The organism is Effusibacillus pohliae DSM 22757 (assembly GCF_000376225.1).
GTDB classification, from domain to species: Bacteria; Bacillota; Bacilli; order Tumebacillales; family Effusibacillaceae; genus Effusibacillus; species Effusibacillus pohliae.
Genome location: NZ_AQXL01000128.1, coordinates 64,985 through 88,484 on the forward strand (window position 1 = coordinate 64,985; position 23,500 = coordinate 88,484).

Below are 23,500 nucleotides of genomic sequence, written 5' to 3' on the forward strand. Positions count from 1 at the left end.
AGCGTTTTCGGAACCTCCAACGAGTGGGCCGGTTCCTATAGAAAAATCGCGCTGTCAATATTCGTAAACACATTGTCTTTCATTGATTGCTGGTCGACAGCCGTGATGATCGTACGGTTTGGCACGTTCACCAGAAACGCCGTTTGCTTGAACAAAATCAGTGATTCCTTGCCGCCTTTTGCCGCCATCCGGTCGATCGCCCGTCCGATCTGTTGCAGGTCGGCCTCATTCAGTCGGATCGCCCGTTTTTCCAGACGCTGCTTCGCATGATTGGAAACGACCACATCCGTGCGAGCGAGCTGCTTGTCCAGCTCCGCCCGAAAGCATCCCGACTGGCGGCCCGGTTCTCGCTGCGCCGTTTGAGGTTTCGCACCCTGTGCAGCTGCGGGGCCGCGAACACCAAACAGCCATTCCCGATTCACCCAGCCTCACCTCACTTGGCCACTTTCACAATATTGGCGAGATCCACCAGCGCATCACCGACTCGCACCTGCATGACGCCGCCCTTCATCTCGGCGCCGATGACGGTACCCTGCACCTCTTTGCCTGCCGCGTCCTTATAAGTCACCGTCGCTCCCAGCAAGCTGAAGGTTGTGGCGAGCGAATCGATTCTTTGCAATTTTTGCAACTCCAACGCGCTGTTTGCCATCTGCTCCAAGGCGCTGAATTGGGCCATCTGCGAGATGAACTCGCGGTCCTGCATCGGCGACAGCGGATCCTGATACTTCAACTGCGTGACGAGCAGTTTCAAAAACGCGTCTTTGTCCAGTTCTTTCGCCGCCGTTTTACTAAAATTGGCCCCGCTTGTCGGGGCGATCGCGTTCGTTTGGTTGACCATCCCTGCACCGCCTCCTATGCCATCATGTCAAATTGGCCGTTCCGTAAACTTTGCCAGGACGGCTCCCAGACCGCCGCCTCCTCGATCACGCCTGTTTTCGCCACCTGCCCTTTGCGCGGGTTGTAAGTTTGCGGATGTCGCTGCTGTCTTTGACCGTCAAACATTCCCAACTCCGCATCGCTCCCGGTGGAGGAGGAAACTGGCACCACTTCCAGCCGATTCACTTGCAGTCCTTGCGCTTCCAGCTGCTGTTTGAGAACACCGATGCCAGAATCCAGCAGCGAGCGGGCATATTGGCTGTCGGCCGCGATCTGCAGCGTCACCTGTCCGGCTTCCCCCTGGATGTGAACCTGAATTTCTCCCAGCCCATCGGGCAGTAGCGTGATTCTCATCTCACTTACACCGTGGCGCTCGCCTAAAACTGCCTGTTTGACCAACAACGCCGGAAAATCAGCTTTCCACTGGTCCGCCCGCATCTGTACATGCACGGGGCCGGATGATGCAACCGCTCCGGAAGCGGTGCTTCCCGAGACTTCTGCCGGAACCACCCAATTCGACACGGAAGAAAGATGGACCCCGTCTGTTTGCGACGAAATATCCTGCCGGGCAGCGGCGGACGGATGGCCCTGAACCACAACCGGTTCAGGCGGAACGGTTTGCGTCGCGGTCAGCTTCGGTTCGCCGCCGGAATCGCCCACAATCGCAGTGAGTTCCGGCCGAAGCCGGCTTCCCATTTGCAGGAATAGTGTTTCCGGTTGGCGCAGCGGCCTGATTTCCGCGCGCAGAAGCGCCGCTGATTGCAGCGAGGCGCCGGAGATTTTTTGATCTTCCGAGCGGCCGGCTTGCTGGATCGATTTCAGAAGGTGCAGCAACTGGCCCCCAAGTTTCACCGCCTGTTCGTTCGCCTCTTTTACTTTCGCCCCTTTTTCGTTGGAAGCAGTCAGACTGCGGATCGCATCTTCCAACGGGATCCCGGCATTCTGCAGCCACTCGGCAACGGCCCGGGCAAGCTGTGGGACGTCGACGCACACGAGCTGTTTCCCCGCTTCCGCAGCCGCCAAATCAATCGTTTCAGGCTGCAGCGGATTCGCTTGCGGCAGACCCAGCAACGCAATCAGCTGCCCCAGTTGCTCCGCATTCATGCCGGACAGCAGCGCCAGCAGTTGATCCAAACCGGAGTCTGCATGTTTCTCACCCGGCAGCTGCCGCGTCAATAGCGTCTGGAACTGTCCGGCCATTTTAGCAGTCATCCCGCAACCGCCGGAAAAATTGGCCGGAGCAGTCGGAACGGACGAGCCCGACGTGATCTTGCCCATCGTCGTCATCCTAATCACCTCCTTTACAGGTTACAGGGACTTGCATCCCGGGCCGGTTATTCATTGCCCGGTTTCGATGCGGGCCGCCTGTTCCGGATCCATCTTTTCAAGGATCTGCGCCTTTTCTTCCACCGTCATCCGGCCGAGAATCGCTCTCGCTTCGGCCAGGGGGATGGCACCCAGCAGACTGGCCGCTTTCTTGGGAGACATTTCGGAATAGACTTTCGCCTGCTGCTTCCAATATTGATCCGCCGACTGCCGTTCGGTCTCCTGTTTCTGCGACTGGTCATTCTGCTGCTTCAACCGGTTCAGTTCCGCTTCTTTCGCAACCAGTTCTTGCTGCAACTGCTGATTGGCACTCTTCGTCTGCTCCAGTTCTTTTTTCATCTGTTCCAACTGCGCCGTCAGTTTCCGCACTTCGGAACGCTCCTGTTTGGCCGCTTCGTCCGGCGGAACGATCGAACGGATGACCGGCGTCTGGCGGGCGGCGGCCAACAGTTTTCCAGTCACGTCATATCCCATGAACTGAAACACCATTCCCAGGACCAATCCGGTAAACAGCAGCGGCAGAATGATGATATAAAACAACCATTCCAATTTTCCGTACGCGCGTTCTTCCACGTCTCCCCCTCCCTCGCGAATCAGGGCGCCTTGCGTCTCATCCGCAGACTGATCTCATCGAGCTCCGACTGTTCCTTTTTTTTCAAGTCGCGGTCACGGCTCTCCAATCGTTTTTGCTTGAGACGCTGCCAGATCTCCTGATCCCGCTGCCGGTGGATGAACCGCAGGCGGGTCGTTTCCACCTGGCCGGCCAGGTAGGAACACTGCTGTTTTTGCTGTTGCAGCTTGCAGCGCTGGGAATTCAGCCATTCATCCCAGGCCAGCAGCTGTAGGGGGGTCGTTCCGGCCGACTCGATCTGTTTGAAGCGGGCAAGCGAATGTTCCAGATCGGTTTCGATCGCATGCAGCAGGCTCTCCGCTTGCGAGAGCTGTCTCCTGTGTTCGGCAAATTCCCATTCCGTCTGTCTGGCAAACAGCGATTTGATTGAATGGATTTTTTGAATCGTCCGCATCGGAATGCTCATGCCTCAATTCCTCCCAACAGATGAATCAGCTGGTCGACGGTCGTGGCAAAATCGGATTTTTCGTCGACCGCTTGCGTCACAAACCGGTTCATGCGCTCCCGGTATTCGATCGCACGGTCGATTTCCGGGTTGGTCCCCGCCTGGTAGGCGCCGATCCGAATCAGATCTTCCGCCTCCCGGTACACGGCCGCCAACCGCTTGAACGTCAGCGCCGCCCGGCGATGCTCCGGGGTGACCAGATCGTTCATCACCCGGCTGATGCTGGACAACACGTCGATCGCAGGAAAATGGCCCTTGTTGGCCAACTCGCGCGAAAGGACGATGTGGCCGTCGAGAATCCCCCGCACCGCGTCGGCGATCGGATCGTTCAGATCGTCCCCGTCGACCAGCACCGTGTAAAACCCGGTGATCGTACCGGCCGCGCCCGTTCCCGCCCGTTCCAAAAGTCTTGGCAGCATCGCGAACACGGATGGGGTGTAACCTTTCGTGGCTGGCGGTTCCCCCACCGCCAGCCCGACTTCCCGCTGCGCCATCGCAAAGCGTGTGACCGAGTCCATCATCAGGTTGACGTGCAGGCCCTGGTCGCGGAAATATTCGGCGATTGTGGTGGCCACCAGCGCCCCCTTGATGCGAATCAGCGCCGGCTGATCGGAAGTGGCCACCACCAATACGGAACGGGCCAGTCCTTCCGGACCGAGATCTTTTTCGATGAATCCCCTCACTTCTCGGCCCCGCTCGCCGATCAACGCGATCACGTTCACGTCAGCCGAGGTGTTGCGGGCGATCATCCCGAGCAGTGTGCTTTTTCCGACACCGCTGCCGGCAAAAATTCCGATCCTCTGGCCCCGTCCGACGCTCAACAAGCCATCGATGCAGCGGATGCCGACTGACAGCGGAGAGCAAATCGTCGGCCGCGCCAGCGGGTTCGGTGGATCATTGTCGACCGGTTTTTCCTCCGTCAGGGAGAGCGGTCCCAGATCGTCGATCGGCCGGCCGACACCGTTCAGGATCCTGCCCAGCAACGGTTTGCCAACCGGAACATGCAGGGCTTTGCCTGTCCCGCGCACTTCGCTGCCAGGCCCGACCGCCCCGAGATCGCCCAACGGCATCAGCAGCACCCGGTCTTCCCGGAAACCGACCACTTCCGCCATGCAGGGCGCCGTCCGGCTGACCGATGAAATCAGGCAGATATCGCCGACTTTGGCTGGCGGCCCGACCGATTCGATCGTTAGTCCGATGACCTGCGCCACTTTTCCGAAGTGTACGAACCTACCCGTTTTTTCGATGACTTCCAGATACGTGCCGAGCGGGAAGCTATTCACGTAGGTGAGCCGCCGCCGCTTCCAGCAGGGCTCGTTTCACCTCGTTCAGCTGCGTGTCGATCCGCGCATCGACCGACCCATGCCGCGTCCGCAGGATGCAGCCGCCTTTTTCCACCGACAGGTCGGAAACAAACTGCAGTTCGACCGGCGGCGGATACCCGACGGCCAAGTCGTCCCTGACCGTCAGCAAAAACGGAATGTCTTCCGGATTCGCGTGCACTTCCACGCGGGAACGGTCGACCAGTTCCGCCAGGGCGCTTTTCAGCGTTCGCTCCACCCAGGCGGGATCCGTTTCCAGCTCTTTCTGAATGATTTTCTTTGCGACCGCACAGGCCAGTTCGATCAGTTGCCGCTCCGATTGCCATGCATACGCTTTTTGGTCTGCTTCCAATTGCCGCATCATCGCCAGCACCTGTTCAATCTTGTCCCGGTACGCCGCCTCGCCAGCCGCCCTACCATCGGCAAAGCCGCTTTCATAGCCCGCCTCGCGCGCCTCCTCCACCATTCTCTTCGCCTTTTGTTGGGCACTTTGCAAAACCGTTTCCGCCTGCCGGTTGGCTTCCTCGACAACCGCCGCCGCTTCCCGGCGCGCCGTTTCCAGAATCCGGTCCGCCTCCAGCCGCGCTTGTTCGATGACCGCTTCCGACGACGGCCCATTTTCCAGGCAGCGCCCATCCACTGACTGGGTGCGGACGGAAGCGGGATTGACCACCCGCACGACCGGGATCGTATGGATCGTTCGTTGGCCGGTTACCGTTGCGTAGGGTGATTTCACGATCTTAGACAATGATATCGTCCCCTCCTCCGCGAGCGATCACGATCTCTCCGCTCTCTTCCAGCCTTCTGATGATGCCGACTATCCGCTGCTGGGCTTCTTCCACATCACGCAGCCGGACAGGCCCCATGAATTCCATGTCCTGTTTGAACGTCTCCGCCATCCGCTTCGACATGTTACGGAAGATGACTTCCCGCACCTCTTCGCTGGCCGCTTTGAGCGCCAACTGCAAGTCGCTCGTTTCGACATCGCGGATGACCCGTTGGATCGAGCGGTTGTCCAGCAGCACGATATCTTCGAACACAAACATCCTCTTTTTGATTTCGTCCGCCAGCTCGGGATCCTGCAGCTCGAGCGCTTCCAGGATCGTCTTTTCGGTCGCACGGTCGACGCCGTTCAACACCTGGACGATCGCATCGATCCCGCCGCCGGAGGAAAAATCGTGCACCGCCATCTGCGACAGCTTGGCCTCCAGCACCCGCTCCACATCGTTCACCACCTCCGGCGACGTACTATCCATCAGTGCGATGCGCCTCGCCACATCCGCCTGCATTTCCTGCGGCAGGGAGGACAAAATCATCCCCGCCTGGGCAGGCTCCAGATAGGCGAGCACCAAAGCGATCGTTTGCGGATGCTCGTTCTGGATAAAGTTCAGGATCTGGTTCGGGTCCGCCTTGCGGGCGAACTCAAACGGGCGGACTTGCAGGGAAGCGGTCAGCCGGTGGATGATCTCCAGCGCTTTCTGGCTGCCGAGTGCTTTTTCCAGGACCTCTTTTGCGTAGTCGATGCCGCCCGTTGAGATATACTCTTTCGCCAGGCAGATCTGGTGAAACTCCTCGAGCACCGCCGCTTTTTCCGCGTGTTCAATTTTGCGTATGTTCGCGATCTCCAGCGTCAATTGTTCAATCTCGTCATCCCGCAGATGTTTGAACACCTTTGCCGACACTTCAGGCCCGAGGGAGACGAGCAGAACGGCTGCTTTTTGGCGGCCGGTCAACTTATGCTGCGCAGTACGCCCCATTGCCTTTCACTCCTACTCCTCTGCCAGCCAGGTCCGCAGCAGATTGACAAACTCCTCCGGCTTCTGTTGGGCCATTTTTTCCAGTTGTTTTTTGACCTTTTGCTCGGAAGTCTCCTCCTGCAGCTCGGTCAGGGCGGCCACCGACACCGGTTTCAATTCCTCCGGACCGCTGTCGCTGCGCCTGCGGGCAATCATCCACGCGCCGCCGCCGAGCAGCAACAGCCCCGCCGCGATACCGCCGATCAGCCACGGATTTTCGTACCATTGTTTTTGGAACGGATTAGGCGGCGCCTGGAAATTGGTTCCCATAACCGTAACAGCCGCATTATTTGTGCCGTCGTCGTTGCCGGTTCTGACAACTGTCGCCACCAGATTGGTGATGTCCTGTTTCTGCTGGTTGGTCAGCTGCCCATTGACCAGCACCGAGACCGACAGGCGCTTGACCGTAAACGGCTGTCCGATCGTCTGGGTGATCGATTTGTTCAGTTCGTAATTGGTCGTCTGGTTTTTCTTCTCGCCGTTGCTGGAACCACCAGCCGCCGATTTGGTCTGCGTGTTCGGGTTGTTCGAATTGTTTCCCGGAACACCGCCTCCCGGACTCGCATTCTCATACGATTCGCTCGACTTTTGCTCGGAACGGACGAGTCCCCGGTCACTGCCTGCAACAGGACTGTCGTATCTTTCCTCTGTCCTTTGCACCTTGTCAAACGAGACTTCCGGATTGACGATCACCTCGACGTTACCGTAACCGAACATTTTTTCCAGGGCGCCGCGAATCCGTTTCTCATAATCTTGCTGGATCAGCTTGCGGACTTCCAATTCCTTACTGGCGGTGGCCCCGGATGAAGCGTCCGTCTGGCTGTCTTCCAGCAGACGCACTCCGTTTTGGTCGATTATCGTGATGTTCTCCGGTTTTAACCCCTTGACCGATCCAGCCACCAACTGTTGAATGCCCTGCACCTGCTCCTGCGACAGTTTGACGCCGGGAGCCAGTTTCAGCAAAACGGACGCTTTCGCATCCTGGAGATTCTTCTCCACAAACAGCTTTTGTTCCGGCAGGACAATATGTACTTTTGCATCCTCCACCCCGTGGATCGTCCGGATCGTGTTGGCGATGCTGCCCTGCAAGGCAGTCAAATACTTGACGTCAAATTCGTGTTCCGTCATGCCGACGATGCTCTTGTCGTTAAAGATACCAAAATCGATATACCCCGACTTCGGGAGGTTGTTCATCGCGAGCTGGACGCGCGCCTTGTCGGCGTATTCTTCCGGCACCAGCACGGAAGTACCCTGAATCTTGTTGGGAACCTTCATTTCGTCCAGCTTGGCGACGATTTCGCCCGCCGCACCGGGTTCCAGATTGGAGTAGACCGCCACGTAATTGGGGCGAAACGCAAACCAACTGAGCAATCCGACAGTCGCAACAAAGAAAACACCTGCGATGAGGAGATTCCGGCGCTGGTGAGGCTGCAACTGTTTCCAGTACCCAGATGCACGTTCCATCCATTCACGAATTCGTTGGTTCACGATGTCACCTCATACCCACTAAACGTCACACACCCAAACATCACATTTGCATGCGCATAATCTCCTGGTATGCTTCCACCACTTTGTTGCGAACCTGAGTGGTCAACTGGATCGCCAGAGTCGCTTTCTCACTTGCGATCATCACCGTGTGCAGGTCGGGCCCCTGGCCAGCCGCCAGCTGCTGGCTGAGCTTGGCCGACTCCACTTCCAGACCGGCCACCTGATCCAGCGCATTTTGCAATACGGAAGCAAAAGACGGGCCGGTCGCGGGCTGCGCGTCAGCCGGTTTGACAGCCACCGCGGAAATTGCATTGGTTATCGGATTAATCACCGCTCACGCCTCCTATTTTCCAATCTCCAGCGCTTTCAGCGCCATGCCCTTGGCCGCGTTGACCGCCGTCACGTTCGCCTCATATGCTCGCGAGGCATCGATCATGTCGACCATTTCCGCCGTAACATCGACGTTCGGCAGCCTGACAAATCCGTAGTTCGGATCATTCGGATCTTTGATCGCGTCCGGATGACTCGGGTCATACACCAGCTTGAAAGGCGTTTCGTTGTCTTTTTCCACCGCGGCCACGCGCACCCCTTGCCCCGGAGCTTGCAGCTTGCCCTGCAGGATCGAGGCGAAAGCACCTTCCGCCGCGATCGGCGCAAAAATCACCCTTTGCCGCTGATACGGAAGATTCGGGTTGTCCGCCGAGCGGGTCGATTGCGCGTTGGCGATATTGTTCGCGATCACATCCATCCGCAAGCGCTGGGCGGTCAAACCGGAAGCGCTGATGTTGATTCCGTCAAACAACCCCATGTTTACCTGCCTCCTTGAATCACGGTCCGCAATTTGGCAAACTGTCCGTTCAACTGCTGGATGAGCGCGTTGTATTTGATCTGGTTGACCGCAAGCTGCGTCATTTCCGAATCGATGTCCACATTGTTTCCGTTGTTGTTGACCGCGGTCGAATCCTCCACAACGATTTCCGGCTGGATTTGATTGAATGGCTGCACCCCGATCGGCAAGTGGCGAGGATGGGTCAGGTTCCCCTGTAAAACGGGAGGATCGTCATCAAGATACGCTTGCAGGGTGGCCTCGAACGAGACGTCGCTGCGTTTAAAATTCGGAGTATCCACGTTCGCAATGTTGTTTGCCAACACCTTTTGCCGCAGGCTTGCCGCATCAAGCGATCGTTCCAGGATGTCCAGCGTCTTGGTGCTGATTGGATTCACAGGACAACCCCTCCAATCCAAGTTTTTCTAGTATTTCGTCAGGAATGAACATAATCCTGCATCAATCGACAAGTTGCAACAAGGAAACCCATTGTTTTTTGGTTTTCAAAAACACTATAGTGGAAAATCCTCCTTTTTTGCATGGGTCTTTTCGCTTGGTTTGGAATGGGTCTTTCGTCATATTTCGACTTCCTGGAAACAGAAAAACACCCTGAAAATAGGACTTTCAGGGTGTTTTGGACGGACCGGTAATCAAATTTTTACAGAATATATTGACTTAAATCCCTATTTTTTACAATTCCAGCCAGTTTTTCTTCCACATACGCCGGAGTGATCACGATCTTTTGCTGCCCGATATCGGACGCCTCGAACGACAAGTCCTCCAGCAGTTTTTCCAGCAGCGTGTGCAACCGCCGCGCCCCGATGTTTTCCGTCTGCTGGTTGACCACCGTCGCCAGCTCGGCGATTTTCTGAATCGCCTCGCCGGTAAATTCGACCTCGATGCCTTCCGTCTGCAGGAGAGCGGTGTATTGCTTGATCAGCGCGTTTTGCGGCTCCGTCAGAATCTGCCGGAAATCTTCCGCCGTCAGGCTTTGCAGTTCCACCCGGATCGGGAACCGCCCCTGCAGTTCGGGAATCAGATCGGATGGTTTCGAGATATGGAACGCTCCCGCCCCGATAAACAAAATATGGTCAGTCTTGACCGGCCCATATTTGGTCATCACCGTCGAACCTTCGACGATCGGCAGGATGTCGCGCTGCACGCCTTCCCGCGATACGTCCGGCCCACGCTGGTCCTTGCCGGCGATTTTGTCGATTTCGTCGATAAAAATAATGCCCGACTGTTCGGCCCGGTTGACCGCTTCCTGCGTTACCTCATCCATGTCGATCAGCTTTTGCGCTTCTTCCTGAATCAAAATCTTGCGCGCATCTTTCACCGGCAGCTTCCGTTTCTTGCGGCGTTTCGGCAGAAGATTGCCGAGCATCTCCTGCATGTTGATGCCCATTTCGTTGTTCCCGCCGCCGAATAGATCGAACATGACAGGCGCCGCATCTTCCACATCGATCTCGACGATCGTTTCTTCCAGGTCGCCGCGCTGCAAAGCCTCCCGCATATCCTTGCGGCGCATCCTCACATGTTCGGGAAGGTCGTGGGCATCCTGCTGCTGCCCTCCTTGAAACAACACCTCAAACGGATTTTTGAACTGCTTTTCTTTGGCCGGATCGGGAACCAGAATCTGCACCAGCCGCTCTTCCGCCAGTTGGCGGGCGCGGTCTTCCACACCGGCCATTTTTTCTTCCTTCACGATGCGGATCGCCGTCTCCACCAGATCGCGCACCATCGCTTCCACGTCGCGACCGACATACCCGACTTCCGTGAACTTGGTCGCTTCCACCTTGACAAACGGAGCCCCCACCAATTTGGCCAGCCGGCGGGCAATCTCCGTCTTGCCGACGCCGGTGGGGCCGATCATCAGGATATTTTTCGGCGTCACCTCTTCCCGCAGTTCTTCCGGCAGCAGGCTGCGCCGGTACCGGTTGCGCAGCGCCACGGCGACTGCTTTTTTCGCTTCCTTCTGGCCGACGATGTAGCGGTCCAGTTCCGCCACGATTTGCTTCGGAGTGAGATTTCGGCTCAATCCAACAACCCCCTTTTATTGGATCTCTTCCACTACGATGTTCGAGTTGGTGTAGACGCAAATCTCCGCCGCGATCCGCAGCGCCTGTTCCGCGATTTCCCGCGCCGACAGATTCGAATGCCGGGCCAGTGCCCGGCCTGCCGCCAGCGCAAACGAGCCGCCGGAACCGATCGCCAGGATGCCGTCGTCCGGTTCAATCACTTCCCCGTTGCCGGAAATCAGCAGCAAATGATCTTTGTTCATGACGATCAGCATCGCTTCCAGCTTGTGCAGGATCTTGTCGGAACGCCATTCCTTCGCCAGTTCCACGGCCGCCCGCTGCAGGTTGCCGTGATACTCCTCCAGCTTCGCCTCAAACTTTTCATATAAAGTAAACGCGTCGGCAACCGATCCGGCAAATCCGGCCACCACCTGACCGCGATACAGGCGCCGTACTTTTTTCGCCCCGCTTTTCATGACCATGCTGTTGCCGAACGTCACCTGTCCGTCGCCTGCCATCGCCGACTTGCCATCCCGCCGGATCGCAAAAATCGTCGTCGCATGAAACCCGTTTGCCATTTGAATCCCTCCAGTTAAAGTCCCGCAAGTGGCACGATGGAACCGGTTCCAAGCTTCCTTCCGCTCACGCGCGAGGGTGTGCATTCATATATACGCGCAGCAGCTTTTCTTTAGTCGTATGCGTGTAAATCTGCGTACTGGACAGGCTGACATGCCCCAGCAATTCCTGCACCACCCGCAGATCCGCTCCGCCGTCCAGCATGTGCGTCGCAAACGTATGCCGCAAATCGTGCGGCGAGACTGACAGCTCACCGGCCACCTGCCGGATGTACTTGTCCACAATCCGCCGGACCGATCGCACCGACAGCCGCGACCCCCGATAATTCAAAAAAAGCGCCGCCTCGCCCGCCCCGTCATCGGCTGCTTGCAGCAGCTTCGGCCGGCCGTGTTCCAGGTACAAGCGCAGCGCCTCCTGTGCTTTTTCCCCGAGCAGCACGATTCGCTCCTTCGCCCCTTTTCCCATCACGCGCGCCATTCCGACGCCCAAATCGACATCCTCCGGCGCCAGCGCCACGCATTCGCTCACGCGAATGCCGGTGGCGTACAACAGTTCGAGCAGCGCCCGGTCCCGTATTCCCAGCGGTTCGTCGAGCGGCGGGGCTTCCACCAGCCGCTTGGCTTCCTCAATGTAGAGAAAATGGGGGGTCCGCTTTTCCAGTTTGGGCGTCGACACCGCTTTTGCCGGATTGCGGTCGACGATCCCTTCCCGCGTCAGGAATTGATACAGGGAGCGCAGGCAGGAAACTTTGCGGGCCAGCGTTTTGCGGGCCGCTTTCGCCCTGTACAAACGCGACAAAAACGTCCGGATCGTGACATGTGTCACACTCCCGAACGTTTCAATCCCTTCCTCCGCCAAATAGGCGCAAAATTGTTCCAAATCGCTTTGGTACGCGTCGATCGTGTGCGGCGAAGCGTTTTTTTCAACGCGCAGATATTCCAGAAAAAGATCGGTCGCTTGCTGAACGGTCATCGGCTCACCTTCTCAAACGATTCCCAACAGCTTACCGCTGCCAGTTCCATCGTAGCACAGCGGATGCGGGCGGGCAACCAAGCGCCGCGGCCCCGACAGTCCCCTCACACTCCTGCTGACTGCGTCAGCCACCGGCTGATAAAATCGGCCAGCGACTGCAGGGCCCGTTCCGAAATTTTCTCGTTCTTGATGCGCTTGTCCCGAATTTGACCCGGCAGGGGAGGCAACAGCCCGAACGTCGCATTCATCGGCTGAAAATTGTCAGGCGCCGCATGCGTAATATAGTAGGCCAGCGAGCCAATCGCCGTATCCCGCGGAAATACTAGCGGCTTCAGACCGCGCGCCAGCCGCCCCGCGTTGATGCCCGCGATCAGCCCGGCCGCCGCCGACTCCACATACCCCTCCACACCGGTGATCTGTCCGGCAAAAAACAGCGTGTCCCGGTTTTTGAACTGGTATGTTTGCCGCAAAACCCGTGGCGAATTGATGTACGTGTTGCGGTGCATCACGCCGAAGCGGGCGAACTCCGCATTTTCCAGTCCCGGTATCATCCGGAACACGCGTGCCTGTTCCCCCCACTTCAAATGGGTCTGGAAACCGACGATGTTATACAGTGTGGCAGCCGCGTTGTCCTGGCGGAGCTGCACAACGGCAAACGGGATTTTTCCCGTCCGCGGGTCGGGCAATCCGACCGGTTTCAACGGTCCGAACAGCATCGTCTGGCGGCCCCGTTTCGCCATCACCTCGATCGGCATGCAGCCCTCAAAGTAAATTTCTTTTTCAAATTCCTTCAGTGGAGCCGTTTCCGCCATGATCAGCGCCTCGTAAAAACGGTCAAACTCTTCTTCTGTCATCGGGCAGTTGATGTAAGCCGCTTCCCCTTTGCCATAGCGGGACGCCACATACACCTTGTCAAAATCGATCGATTCCTTATGTACGATCGGTGCCGCCGCATCGTAAAAATAGAGGTATTGCTCGCCTGTCAGTTCGGCGATTGATCGGGACAGCGATTGCGATGTCAGGGGTCCGGTCGCCACGACCACGATCCCGTCGTCCGGCACTTTCGCGATTTCTTCCCGCACCACTTCGATCAGCGGATGTCCGGACACCCGCTCCGTCACTTCCTGCGAAAACAGTTCCCGGTCAACTGCCAGCGCTCCCCCCGCCGGCACCGCCGTTTTGTCGGCCGCGGCCAGAATCACCGAATCCAACCGCCGCATCTCTTCCTTCAAAAGACCGACAGCATTCGTCAGGCTGGCCCCCCGCAGCGAATTGGAACATACCAGTTCCGCAAAATTTTCCGAGATGTGGGCAGCCGTTTTCACCTTCGGCCGCATCTCATACAACCGGACGGGAACCCCCTGCTTCGCAATCTGCCAAGCCGCTTCCGATCCGGCAAGACCCGCCCCGATCACAGTCACAGTCTCTGCCATCCCGTCTCAGCCTCCTTTCGATTTCTCGCATGGATCCACACCACCAGACACAAAAGAGAAGGCCGGGTCTTTCGCGAAAGCCCTAGCCGTTCGTAGACGATGTTCAAATTTCCTGTTCGACAGGCAAGGAAGGCGCTTCCTTGTGGGCGCATTCCGCATTGGAACAAACCCACACTTCCATCCCTTCCCCTTTCCCGCTACGTTTGCTGACAAGCAGTTGCCCGCATTCCGGGCAGGATTTGCCCACCGGGCGGTCCCACAGGACAAAATCGCAGTCCGGATAGTTGGTGCATCCGTAGAACACGCGCCGCTTTTTGCCTCGCCGTTCGACCAGCTGGCCGCCCTCGCATTTCGGGCAGGCGACCCCGATCTCTTTCAAAATCGGCTTGGCGTTGCGGCATTCCGGGAATCCTGGGCAAGCCAAAAATTTGCCGAACCGCCCGTGTTTATAAACCATCATGCGGCCGCATTTCTCGCAGGCAACGTCAGACACTTCCTCCTGCAGCGTCACATGCTTCATTTCTTCCTCGGCCACTTTCAAATCTTTCTCGAATTCTTCATAGAACCGGTCGAGCATCTTGACCCAGTCGACTTGCCCTTCCTCCACGCCGTCCAGACTCTCTTCCAGATTGGCGGTGAATTCGACATCGATGATCTGCGGAAAAAATTCCTTTAACAGATCGACCACAATCTCGCCCAGTTCGGTCGGTACAAAGCGCTTGTCTTCCAGCAGCACGTACCCCCTTTTTTGGATCGTCTCCAACGTCGGAGCATAAGTGCTGGGACGGCCGATGCCCAGTTCCTCCATCGTCTTCACCAGACGGGCCTCCGTATACCGGGGCGGCGGCTGGGTGAAGTGCTGTTTCGGATCCAGCTTGGGCTGCCGCAACGTCTGTCCTTCCTCAAGCGGCGGCAGAAACTTTTCGTCCTCATCCTTGCCTTCATCGTTCCCTTCGATGTATAAGGTCATGAACCCGGGAAACTTGATTTTCGAACCGGTGGCCCGGAACACGGCATCGTTGGCCTGGATATCGACCGTCATCGTGTCGAGCACGGCCGGCGCCATCTGCGAGGCGACGAACCGCTCCCAGATCAGCCGGTACAACCGCAACTGGTCGCGCGTCAGATAGTCTTTCAGCTTATCCGGATGCAGGTTGACAAACGTTGGACGGATCGCTTCGTGGGCGTCCTGCGCCCCTTCTTTCGTCGTGTACTGACGCGCCTGGTTCGGATAATATTCCGCTCCGTACTCGCGCAGGATGAACTCTTTCGCTTCCGCTTGAGCAGTCGGCGAAATGCGGGTCGAATCGGTCCGCATATAGGTGATCAGCCCGACCGTGCCTTCCGACCCGATATCGATCCCTTCGTACAACTGTTGGGCGATTGACATCGTTTTTCCGGCGCGAAAATTCAGCTTGCGGGCAGCCTCTTGCTGCAATGTGCTGGTGATAAACGGGGGAGCCGGGTTGCGCTTGCGCTCGCTCTTCTTGACTTCGACAATCCGGTAGTCGGCACTGCGGACGTGGTCAAGCAGCTGGTTGACCGCTTGCTCGTTCGGCAGTTCCGTTTTTTCGATTTGGTTTCCTTTGCGATAGCCGTAAAACTTGGCTTCAAATTTTTGCTTTTCCGCCTCGAACAGAGCCGTTACGGTCCAATACTCTTCCGGCTTGAAATTGCGGATCTCATGCTCCCGGTCGACAATCAGGCGGACCGCCACCGATTGCACCCGCCCGGCGGATAAACCTTTTTTTACTTTTTTCCAAAGCAGCGGCGAAATCTGGTACCCCACCAGCCGGTCGAGGATGCGGCGGGCCTGTTGGGCGTTCACCAGGTCCATGTTGATTCGGCGGGGATGCTTGAACGATTCCCGCACCGCATCTTTGGTGATTTCGTTGAACACCACGCGGCATGCCTCGGACGGATCAATTTCCAAAACGTTCGCCAGATGCCAGGCGATCGCTTCCCCTTCGCGGTCCGGGTCGGCAGCCAGATAAACCGCTTTCACTTTCTTGCTATGCTCGCGAAGTTCTTTCAATACGTCGCCCTTGCCGCGAATGGTGATGTATTTGGGCGAAAAATCATGCTTGATATCGACGCCGAGCTGGCTTTTCGGCAAATCGCGGACATGCCCCATCGACGCTTTGACAATATATTTTTTACCAAGATATTTCCCGATCGTCTTCGCTTTGGCGGGAGACTCCACGATGACAAGGTAGTCTGCCAAGTCTGTCTCCTCCTTTCGTCGTCGCTTGCCGCCGGAAATACCAGCAGCTTGGCACAAGGTGTGCTGTTTTGGGTGGATCGGCTGCTTGGACCCTATTTTGAGAATCGTGTATGTATAATATTTCCGTCCCTTGTCATGTCTCTTATACTAAACTGCAAAAACATTTATTGTCAAACGGTGCACCGCATATACATTTGCCCGGGCATCTGCCTGATCAGCCCTTTCAGCTCCAATTCCAGCAGCAGGCGATGCACTTCCCCTTTCGGCAGCCGGCACGCCCGCAGCAAATGCTCCACATGCACCGCTCCATAGCCGATCGTATCAAGCAAAATCCGCTCTTCGGCGGTCATCCGGACAGACCCGGTTGACTTTACCGGATATTGATTCGCGCACCAGTCAGGATATTCCTCCCAGATCTCTTCGACGCCCGTTATCATTTTTGCTCCTTGCCGAATCAAATCATTCGTCCCTTGACTCAGCGGCGACGTGATCGGTCCCGGTACGGCAAACACGTCCCGCCCCTGCTCCAAAGCCTGATCCGCTGTGATCAGAGAACCGCTTTTCCGCGCTGCTTCGACCACCAGCACACCGCGGGCAAGCCCCGCTATGAGCCGGTTGCGAATCGGAAACATCCCCGGATGCGCATGCGTGAACGGTGAAAATTCGGAGAGCAGCACCCCTTGCCTGCTGATCCGCTCAGCAAGCAACCGGTTTTGCGGCGGGTACACCCGCAGCAGGCCGCATGCGAGCACGGCGATTGTGCGTCCGCCTGCTTGCAGCGCCGCTGCATGCGCCGTTGCGTCGATTCCGATTGCCAGACCGGAAATGATCGTAACTCCGCCTGCCGCCAATTCAGTACACAATTTATTGGTCACCAAGAGCCCGTAATTGGTGGCATTGCGGGCGCCTACGACAGCGATCGACCGTTGGTCGGTCGGAGAAAATTCGCCTTTTACGAAAAGAATATGGGGTGGATCGGGAATTTGCAACAATACTGGGGGATATTCGGGGTCAGTCTGGTGGATCACGCGAATGCCGGACCGGCTGAGAAAATCGGCCTGTTCCCGAAAGGAGTAAGTTCGCTTCGAGCGGCAGATTTCCCGCGCGATATTCGGCGTGATCGAGGCAACCTGCAGCAACTCGGGCTCCGCAGCGTCCCACACCGCTTCCGCGCTGCCGAACCGTTCGAGCAGCCTGCGGCAGCGCAAATAGCCGACTCCGGGAACGCTCATCAGCCACTGGACATATTCGCTTTCGGTGCGCATCTGCTTCCTCCTTCGCTGAGGGGTGATGGGTAAGCTTTTCAGGAACCCACGAAAGTAATCGGAATTCGCTTCTAGGCTTCACGTCACTTTCGTGGGTAATCTTTTTCTCGGGTCCCCATTAAAGTACTCGGAATTTGCTGCGAAGCTTCACGTCACTTTAATGGGAAAAATTCATGGGGAGACTGTGGCAGACTCCCCCTTCTCGCTGTTACTTCTTCGAGATGACCTGTTCGAGCATGCCCCGTTCTTTCAGCAGTTCGACCAGCGTGGAGCCCATTTCCGACGGTGTTGGCGCCACCCGGATGCCGCATTCCTTCATTTTCGCGATCTTTTCGGCAGCCGTTCCCTTGCCGCCCGAGATGATAGCGCCCGCATGGCCCATCCGTTTTCCCGGAGGCGCGGTAACGCCGGCGATAAAGCCGACCACCGGCTTCTGCATGTTCGCCTTGATCCACTCGGCCGCTTCCTCTTCCGCCGTTCCGCCGATCTCACCGATCATGATCACAGCGTCCGTGTCCGGGTCCTCGTTAAACATTTTCAGCACGTCGATAAATTCGGTTCCCTTCACCGGGTCCCCGCCAATCCCGACCACCGTGGACTGGCCGATGCCGCGGTTGCTCAGTTGGAAAGCCGCTTCGTATGTGAGGGTGCCGGAACGGGAAACGACTCCGACGCGGCCCGGCGTATGGATGTAGCCCGGCATGATCCCGATTTTGCATTCGCCGGGGGTGATGACACCTGGGCAGTTTGGGCCGATCAGGCGGGTCCGCTTGCCTTCCATATAGCGCTTCACTTTCACCATGTCGAGTACCGGAATCCCTTCCGTGATGCAGATCACCAGATCGAGGTCGGCGTCGACCGCTTCCATGATCGCATCAGCGGCAAATGCAGGCGGCACGTAGATGACAGACGCATTCGCGCCGGTCTCCTCTTTCGCTTCGGCAACCGTATCGAAAACAGGGATCGATACGACTTCACCGTTTTCGAGCGTGATGTCGACGTTGGTGCCGCCTTTTCCCGGCGTGACGCCCCCCACCATTTTGGTCCCGTACTCAATCGCCTGCTTCGTGTGGAATAAACCGGTGGCGCCGGTAATTCCCTGTGTAATCACCTTTGTTTCCTGATTCACCAAAATACTCATTATGTTTCCCTCCGCACCCGAATTATTTCACCAGGCCAACGATCTTCTCGGCAGCGTCGGCGAGAGAGTCAGCCGCCACGATGTTCAAGCCCGATTCGTTCAGCTTCTGCTTGCCCAGTTCGACGTTGGTGCCTTCCAGGCGGACGACCAGCGGCTTGTCGAGCCCGATTTCTTTCGCCGCCGCAATCACGCCGTCGGCAATCACGTCGCACTTCATGATTCCGCCGAAAATATTGACCAGAATGCCTTTCACGTTCGGGTCGGACAAAATGATCTTGAACGCGGCCGTCACTTTCTCGGTCGTAGCCCCGCCGCCCACATCGAGGAAGTTGGCCGGCTCGCCGCCATAATATTTGATCGTGTCCATCGTCGCCATCGCAAGACCCGCACCGTTCACCATGCAGCCGATGTTGCCGTCGAGCGCAATGTAGGACAGGTCGTATTTGGACGCTTCGATTTCCTTCGGATCTTCTTCGTCCAGATCGCGCAGTTCCAGAATGTCTTTGTGGCGGAACAACGCGTTCGAGTCAAAATTCAATTTTGCATCCAGCGCGATCACTTTCCCGTCACCCGTCACCACCAGCGGGTTGATCTCCGCGATCGAGCAATCCTTGTCAACAAACGCCTGATACAGGCCCATCATGAATGCAACCGCCTGGTTCACCAGTTCGCGCGGAATGTTGATGGCAAACGCCAGCTTCCGGGCTTGAAACGGGCGCAGGCCGACGGCCGGATCGATCACTTCTTTATAAATTTTCTCCGGCGTCTTGGCCGCCACTTCCTCGATTTCGGTGCCTCCCTCTTCCGAAGCCATCATCACCACGCGGCCGGTCGAGCGGTCGACTACGAGTCCCACGTAATACTCTTTTTTGATATCAGACAGCTCTTCGATCAGGAGCCGCTTGACCACTTTCCCTTCGGGACCGGTCTGGTGGGTCACCAGCGTCATACCGAGGATTTGCTCTGCATATGTACGAACTTCATCCAGATTCTTTGCGACTTTCACACCGCCCGCCTTGCCGCGGCCACCGGCGTGAATCTGCGCTTTGACAACCGCTTTGCCGCCGAGTTTCTCCGCGATGCGAACCGCTTCCTCAACGGTGAAAGCGACTTCGCCCTGCGGCACGGTCACCCCATATTGCTTGAGGACCGCTTTGCCTTGATACTCATGGATATTCATCTCCCGCTGCCTCCTACCAAGTATGAAGTGAAAAATTGAACATATCGGGACATGTTCAACCATTCAATACTATAACACAGAATCCGCAATCACACATACCATTGAGCTTAGAAAAAAATAAAAAGTGTAAGCGCATACAACCGGCCGCTACCGTGAAATAGCCGGTTATTTGTATTTCTGGTCGCTTTCGTGCTTGATTTTCGCCTGGCACACCTGGCAAATGTAAACATGTTTGTCTTTGGCCGCATGCAATTCTTCCACATCCGTCCCTTTCGCTTCGGTCATGGCGCCGCACACGGTGCACCGCAGACGATATTCGGCCATTGTGCATCATCCTTTCCCGTGGAATGGTTATAGTATGGGATACAAGCGGCCGGTTCTTCCCCCGACCGCAAATCTTGTGTATAGTGATTATAACCGAATCGTGGAAAAAGCAGGAGGTTGTTTGCGTGAATCAGACGAACACAGTCATCTCCGCAGTTCGCGGCAGACGAAACATCAAATCGTTCAAACCGGACCCGATCCCGCGCGAATTGCTCGAAGAACTGCTGGAAGCAGCCAGTTACGCGCCAAACCACCGGCTGACCGAACCTTGGGAAATCCTTGTGGTCGGCCCTGCCACCCGCGCGTTGCTCAACCATAAAACGAATTTCGGCGGCGCTCCCGTCGTCCTGGCGATCCTTTCTAAACCGGCCAACACACAGGTCGACCGAGATGAATACTATGCGGCCACCGCTTGCTTTATCCAGAATTTTATGCTGGCCGCCTGGGAAAAAGGGATCGGCACCGGCTGGTCGTCGCTCGGGTTGTCCAAGCATGCGCGGGAAGTGCTGCAGATCGAACCCGGTTATGAAGTGGTCGGCCTGATTCCGGTCGGCTACCCGGCGGAAGTGCCGGAAGCGAAACCGCGCACGGCGATCGGCCAAAAAATCAGGGAACTGTCATAACCATCAGGTTGTGGCAGCCGTTCAATTTGCACCAACCGGTTGTCACCCAACCGTTTGCGTGTCGCCGCAGTAGCGCGTGCGACCGTCGAACCTGCACCATCCGGCTGTAATGGCGGTACAGGATATGTTATAATGGCAAAAAGAGAGCAGGGGGGGAATGCAGATGGATCACTGCTGCGGACTGACGATGGTTGCCCGGCTGCAAAACGTCTTCACCGAAGGTTCGGTGCTGATGCAAGATGTCCCGATTCTGTTCTGCCCGACCTGCCATCACAGCGTGATCGCACCCGAGATCGAGTTGGATTACCAGATATACGCCCATCACTGCGCGACAGACGGAATCCGTTCCGCCAGTTTGCCGGATGCGATCGGCGACGAAAGGATCCTGCAGATCCTTGACAAGTATCCGGAAGACATCCGGGTGGCGACAGGTCAGCGGGTGGTGCAGGAGCAGATCGACATGACGCTGGACCTGATGAATTTTGCCAAACAGATCGACGACCAGGACTGGTATCAGGAACTGGTCGAGCGGCTGCGAATGTTCCGCGAGCTGTCCAATGTCACACGACAGTAAAATCACCGAGGATTTTTCCATCCTCGTATTGTTTGATATGATGTTTGTAGACGATCAGATTGTTTTCCTTCAAAAACTGTTCGAACGTTTCTTCACTCATGGCAGCCACCAGGTGGTTGCCTTCCTTCCTTGCAAATCCCCATTTTGCAAACGCCTTTTCCGGCCATTCAGCCACATGTTCCCTGCCGAGTGATACCTGGATCAAGCTTGTTCATTCCTTTCCCGTTTTTTCGCGGCGATGAAAAATCTGCCTGCGATTGCATTGTGCCCTCGGCCTCACCGCTTTATGACGATCAAGTCGCGGAGCTTATTCCGGATCCCCGCTTCTCGTCACTTTCGCGGAAGATCTTCAGAAAGGAGTACCATAGAATGTACGCATCTGTCAATGGAATCGCCCTGCTTGGCATTCAGGGAGAGCCGGTAATGGTGGAAGTAGACATTAGTAATGGCTTGCCGTGTTTCGATCTGGTTGGCCTGCCCAGTTCGTCCGTGCGGGAAGCGAAGGAGCGGGTGCGAGCCGCGCTGCGCAATTCCGGTTTTGAGTTCCCTTTGGGGCGGATCACCGCCAATCTGGCGCCGGCCGACTTGCGCAAGGACGGTCCCGGTTTTGATCTTTGCCTGGCGGTTGGCATCCTGGCGGCAAGCGGATCGCTTCCCCGGGAACGGCTGCGGCCGCCCGCGGTTATCGGCGAATTGTCGCTTGATGGTTCCGTCCGCCCGGTGCATGGCGTGTTGCCGATGGTGGCAGCCGCCCGCAATGCCGGTATTCAGGAAGCGATCGTACCGGCCGGAAACGCGCAGGAAGCCAACCTGGTGGAAGGGATGCGGGTGATCCCGGTCCGCCACCTGCAGGATGCAGTCGCTTATTTTCGGGACGGCCAACCGCCGGTCGATTTGCCGCTTTCCAACGCTCCTTCGCACGAACTCCGCCCGGTTGAGGACCTGGCGGATGTGCGGGGACAAATGCATGTGAAGCGGGCATTGGAGGTAGCCGCCGCCGGCAACCACAACCTGCTACTCCTGGGTCCGCCCGGATCCGGCAAAACGATGCTCGCCCGCCGCCTTCCTTCCATCCTGCCTCCCCTGCTGCACCAGGAAGCACTGGAAGCGACGATGATTCACAGCGCGGCCGGCGTCTTGAAAGAGGCCGCTTGCCTGCTGCAGCAACGGCCATTCCGCACGCCTCACCATTCCATCTCCAGCGCCGGACTGATCGGCGGCGGTTCCATCCCGAAGCCGGGTGAAGTCTCGCTTGCCCATGGCGGCATCCTGTTTTTGGACGAGCTGCCGGAGTTCAGTAAATCTTCCCTGGAAGTGTTGCGGCAGCCGCTGGAGGACGGCCAGGTTACGATCGCCCGGGCCAACGCCACCCTTACGTATCCCTCCCGATTTTTGCTTGTGGCGGCCATGAATCCCTGTCCTTGCGGTTATTACGGCCAGACAGACGATGCTGGCGAAGGGCGCTGCACCTGCAGCCACGGGCTTGTCCAGCGCTACCGAAACCGCATTTCCGGACCGCTCTTGGACCGGATCGATCTGCATGTGGAAGTGCCGCGCATCCCGTTTTCGGAAATGCATCAGGAACAGCCGCCGGAAACGTCCGCCCAGGTGCTCGAACGGGTGAAACGGGCGCGGGAAATTCAGCGACAGCGCTTGCCAAACCGGACGATGCCGACCAACGCCGGCATGACGGCGGCCGAAATCCGCCGCTTTTGCCCGTTGACGGAAGAAGCGTCCCGCCTGTTGCGGCAAGCGTTTGAAAAATTGTCCCTGTCCGCCCGCGCGCATGACCGCATTTTAAAGGTGGCACGAACGATCGCCGATTTGGCAGGAGCGGACACAATCCAAGGCGACCACATCGCGGAAGCGATCCAATACCGGAGTCTTGATCGAAAATTCCGGAAATAAGACGTGCTATTTTTTCGCAAATCGCATATCCTTCTAAAAACGTTTGCAGCACATGCGGCAGGACAGACCCTCCTGTCCGACGAATACTAAGGAAAGCATGGAAGGAGGCGTTCCCATTGGCGAAGCAACAACCTGCATTCAATCTTGCCGAAACCCTCAGAGCGTTAGCCTGGCTGGACATGTATCTGGACAGCATTCAGCTTGGAGTCGGTGTGCCTGACTTGTACCATGCGGTATACGGCGACGAGTTGCCGGTCGTGGAAATCGACATCACGGACAGTGAACCGTTACTGCTGTTTGAGGCGTGCAAACTGCTGGAAAAAAACGGCTTTCAGCCCCTGGTCCAAGAATTGTTCTCCGTCCTCGCGGAAAAACAGAGGGATGTCACCACCTGGACGCTGCAGCAAGTACCCAATCGAAAGCCGAAGTAAGGTGCAAGAGACAAAAGCCCCTGGCGCCTCCCGGAAAAACACCGGATTTGCCGTGTTTCCGTCAAGCGTCAAGGGCTTTTTCAGCAGCGGGAAAAGGTTTTGGCGTCACCGCAATCTGCGG

General features: G+C 57.1%; 26 protein-coding genes. 4 read left to right on the forward strand and 22 right to left on the reverse strand.

Features of this window, described 5'->3' with window-relative positions; genetic code table 11:
* Positions 1-35 precede the first annotated feature (35 nt).
* From C230_RS0113385 to C230_RS22635, 21 genes are all read right to left on the reverse strand, one after another.
* Complete coding sequence (locus C230_RS0113385; protein ID WP_018132556.1) at positions 36-422, reverse strand: TIGR02530 family flagellar biosynthesis protein; 387 nt, start codon at positions 420-422, stop codon at positions 36-38.
* Between the two features lie 11 nt (positions 423-433).
* Entirely contained in the window at positions 434-838 is a 405-nt protein-coding gene (locus tag C230_RS20445; RefSeq protein ID WP_018132557.1) for a flagellar hook capping FlgD N-terminal domain-containing protein, read from the reverse strand.
* Between the two features lie 14 nt (positions 839-852).
* Positions 853-2,163, reverse strand: coding sequence for a flagellar hook-length control protein FliK (locus C230_RS0113395; RefSeq protein WP_018132558.1), 1,311 nt, complete (start codon positions 2,161-2,163; stop codon positions 853-855).
* 51 nt (positions 2,164-2,214) lie between these two features.
* Positions 2,215-2,775 carry a MotE family protein gene (locus tag C230_RS0113400; protein WP_018132559.1) on the reverse strand — a complete coding sequence of 187 codons (561 nt, stop codon included), beginning with the start codon at positions 2,773-2,775 and terminating at the stop codon, positions 2,215-2,217.
* Between the two features lie 20 nt (positions 2,776-2,795).
* Positions 2,796-3,239: a flagellar export protein FliJ gene (locus C230_RS0113405; RefSeq protein ID WP_018132560.1), complete on the reverse strand. Its 444-nt coding sequence runs from the start codon at positions 3,237-3,239 to the stop codon at positions 2,796-2,798.
* Positions 3,236-4,534 (reverse strand): flagellar protein export ATPase FliI, encoded by a 1,299-nt coding sequence (gene fliI / locus C230_RS0113410; RefSeq protein WP_245533997.1) that lies wholly within the window; start codon positions 4,532-4,534, stop codon positions 3,236-3,238. Before fliI ends, C230_RS0113405 begins: the two co-directional genes overlap by 4 nt.
* A gap of 19 nt (positions 4,535-4,553) precedes the next feature.
* Positions 4,554-5,348 (reverse strand): FliH/SctL family protein, encoded by a 795-nt coding sequence (locus tag C230_RS0113415; RefSeq protein ID WP_018132562.1) that lies wholly within the window; start codon positions 5,346-5,348, stop codon positions 4,554-4,556.
* Positions 5,341-6,357, reverse strand: coding sequence for a flagellar motor switch protein FliG (gene fliG, locus C230_RS0113420; RefSeq protein ID WP_018132563.1), 1,017 nt, complete (start codon positions 6,355-6,357; stop codon positions 5,341-5,343). The genes C230_RS0113415 and fliG overlap by 8 nt, the downstream gene beginning before the upstream one ends.
* Positions 6,358-6,369: 12 nt before the next feature.
* Positions 6,370-7,884, reverse strand: coding sequence for a flagellar basal-body MS-ring/collar protein FliF (gene fliF / locus C230_RS0113425; RefSeq protein WP_018132564.1), 1,515 nt, complete (start codon positions 7,882-7,884; stop codon positions 6,370-6,372).
* Between the two features lie 40 nt (positions 7,885-7,924).
* Entirely contained in the window at positions 7,925-8,215 is a 291-nt protein-coding gene (gene fliE, locus C230_RS0113430) for a flagellar hook-basal body complex protein FliE (protein ID WP_018132565.1), read from the reverse strand.
* 12 nt (positions 8,216-8,227) lie between these two features.
* A complete protein-coding gene (gene flgC / locus C230_RS0113435) occupies positions 8,228-8,692 on the reverse strand; it encodes a flagellar basal body rod protein FlgC (RefSeq protein ID WP_018132566.1) in 465 nt (154 codons plus the stop codon).
* A gap of 2 nt (positions 8,693-8,694) precedes the next feature.
* Entirely contained in the window at positions 8,695-9,108 is a 414-nt protein-coding gene (flgB, locus tag C230_RS0113440; protein WP_018132567.1) for a flagellar basal body rod protein FlgB, read from the reverse strand.
* 260 nt (positions 9,109-9,368) lie between these two features.
* A complete protein-coding gene (gene hslU / locus C230_RS0113450; RefSeq protein ID WP_018132569.1) occupies positions 9,369-10,748 on the reverse strand; it encodes an ATP-dependent protease ATPase subunit HslU in 1,380 nt (459 codons plus the stop codon).
* 15 nt (positions 10,749-10,763) lie between these two features.
* Positions 10,764-11,306: an ATP-dependent protease subunit HslV gene (gene hslV / locus C230_RS0113455; RefSeq protein WP_018132570.1), complete on the reverse strand. Its 543-nt coding sequence runs from the start codon at positions 11,304-11,306 to the stop codon at positions 10,764-10,766.
* A 64-nt stretch (positions 11,307-11,370) separates the two neighbouring features.
* A complete protein-coding gene (xerC, locus tag C230_RS0113460; RefSeq protein WP_018132571.1) occupies positions 11,371-12,276 on the reverse strand; it encodes a tyrosine recombinase XerC in 906 nt (301 codons plus the stop codon).
* 104 nt (positions 12,277-12,380) lie between these two features.
* Positions 12,381-13,709: an FADH(2)-oxidizing methylenetetrahydrofolate--tRNA-(uracil(54)-C(5))-methyltransferase TrmFO gene (trmFO, locus tag C230_RS0113465; protein ID WP_018132572.1), complete on the reverse strand. Its 1,329-nt coding sequence runs from the start codon at positions 13,707-13,709 to the stop codon at positions 12,381-12,383.
* A gap of 103 nt (positions 13,710-13,812) precedes the next feature.
* Entirely contained in the window at positions 13,813-15,933 is a 2,121-nt protein-coding gene (gene topA, locus C230_RS0113470; protein ID WP_018132573.1) for a type I DNA topoisomerase, read from the reverse strand.
* Positions 15,934-16,103: 170 nt separating this feature from the next.
* On the reverse strand, positions 16,104-17,198 hold the full coding sequence (gene dprA, locus C230_RS0113475) for a DNA-processing protein DprA (RefSeq protein WP_018132574.1): 1,095 nt from the start codon (positions 17,196-17,198) through the stop codon (positions 16,104-16,106).
* Between the two features lie 208 nt (positions 17,199-17,406).
* Positions 17,407-18,339 carry a succinate--CoA ligase subunit alpha gene (gene sucD / locus C230_RS0113480; protein ID WP_018132575.1) on the reverse strand — a complete coding sequence of 311 codons (933 nt, stop codon included), beginning with the start codon at positions 18,337-18,339 and terminating at the stop codon, positions 17,407-17,409.
* 22 nt (positions 18,340-18,361) lie between these two features.
* Positions 18,362-19,519 (reverse strand): ADP-forming succinate--CoA ligase subunit beta, encoded by a 1,158-nt coding sequence (gene sucC, locus C230_RS0113485; protein WP_018132576.1) that lies wholly within the window; start codon positions 19,517-19,519, stop codon positions 18,362-18,364.
* Positions 19,520-19,684: 165 nt separating this feature from the next.
* The gene (locus C230_RS22635; RefSeq protein ID WP_018132577.1) at positions 19,685-19,843 is read right to left on the reverse strand and encodes a hypothetical protein; all 159 of its coding nucleotides are present in this window, start codon (positions 19,841-19,843) and stop codon (positions 19,685-19,687) included.
* A gap of 125 nt (positions 19,844-19,968) precedes the next feature.
* Between C230_RS22635 and C230_RS0113495 the strand changes: the two genes are divergently transcribed.
* Both C230_RS0113495 and C230_RS0113500 read left to right on the forward strand, forming a co-directional pair.
* Positions 19,969-20,466 carry a nitroreductase family protein gene (locus C230_RS0113495; RefSeq protein WP_018132578.1) on the forward strand — a complete coding sequence of 166 codons (498 nt, stop codon included), beginning with the start codon at positions 19,969-19,971 and terminating at the stop codon, positions 20,464-20,466.
* A 163-nt stretch (positions 20,467-20,629) separates the two neighbouring features.
* Complete coding sequence (locus C230_RS0113500; protein WP_018132579.1) at positions 20,630-21,040, forward strand: hypothetical protein; 411 nt, start codon at positions 20,630-20,632, stop codon at positions 21,038-21,040.
* Here the strand turns inward: C230_RS0113500 and C230_RS0113505 are convergent.
* Positions 21,027-21,245, reverse strand: a complete 219-nt coding sequence (locus tag C230_RS0113505) for a hypothetical protein (RefSeq protein WP_018132580.1) — start codon at positions 21,243-21,245, stop codon at positions 21,027-21,029. The genes C230_RS0113500 and C230_RS0113505 overlap by 14 nt on opposite strands.
* 164 nt (positions 21,246-21,409) lie before the next feature.
* Here C230_RS0113505 and C230_RS0113510 point away from each other — a divergent pair, with 164 nt between their 5' ends.
* On the forward strand, positions 21,410-22,948 hold the full coding sequence (locus C230_RS0113510) for a YifB family Mg chelatase-like AAA ATPase (RefSeq protein WP_018132581.1): 1,539 nt from the start codon (positions 21,410-21,412) through the stop codon (positions 22,946-22,948).
* 116 nt (positions 22,949-23,064) lie between these two features.
* On the forward strand, positions 23,065-23,379 hold the full coding sequence (locus tag C230_RS0113515; protein WP_018132582.1) for a hypothetical protein: 315 nt from the start codon (positions 23,065-23,067) through the stop codon (positions 23,377-23,379).
* Positions 23,380-23,500 lie beyond the last annotated feature (121 nt).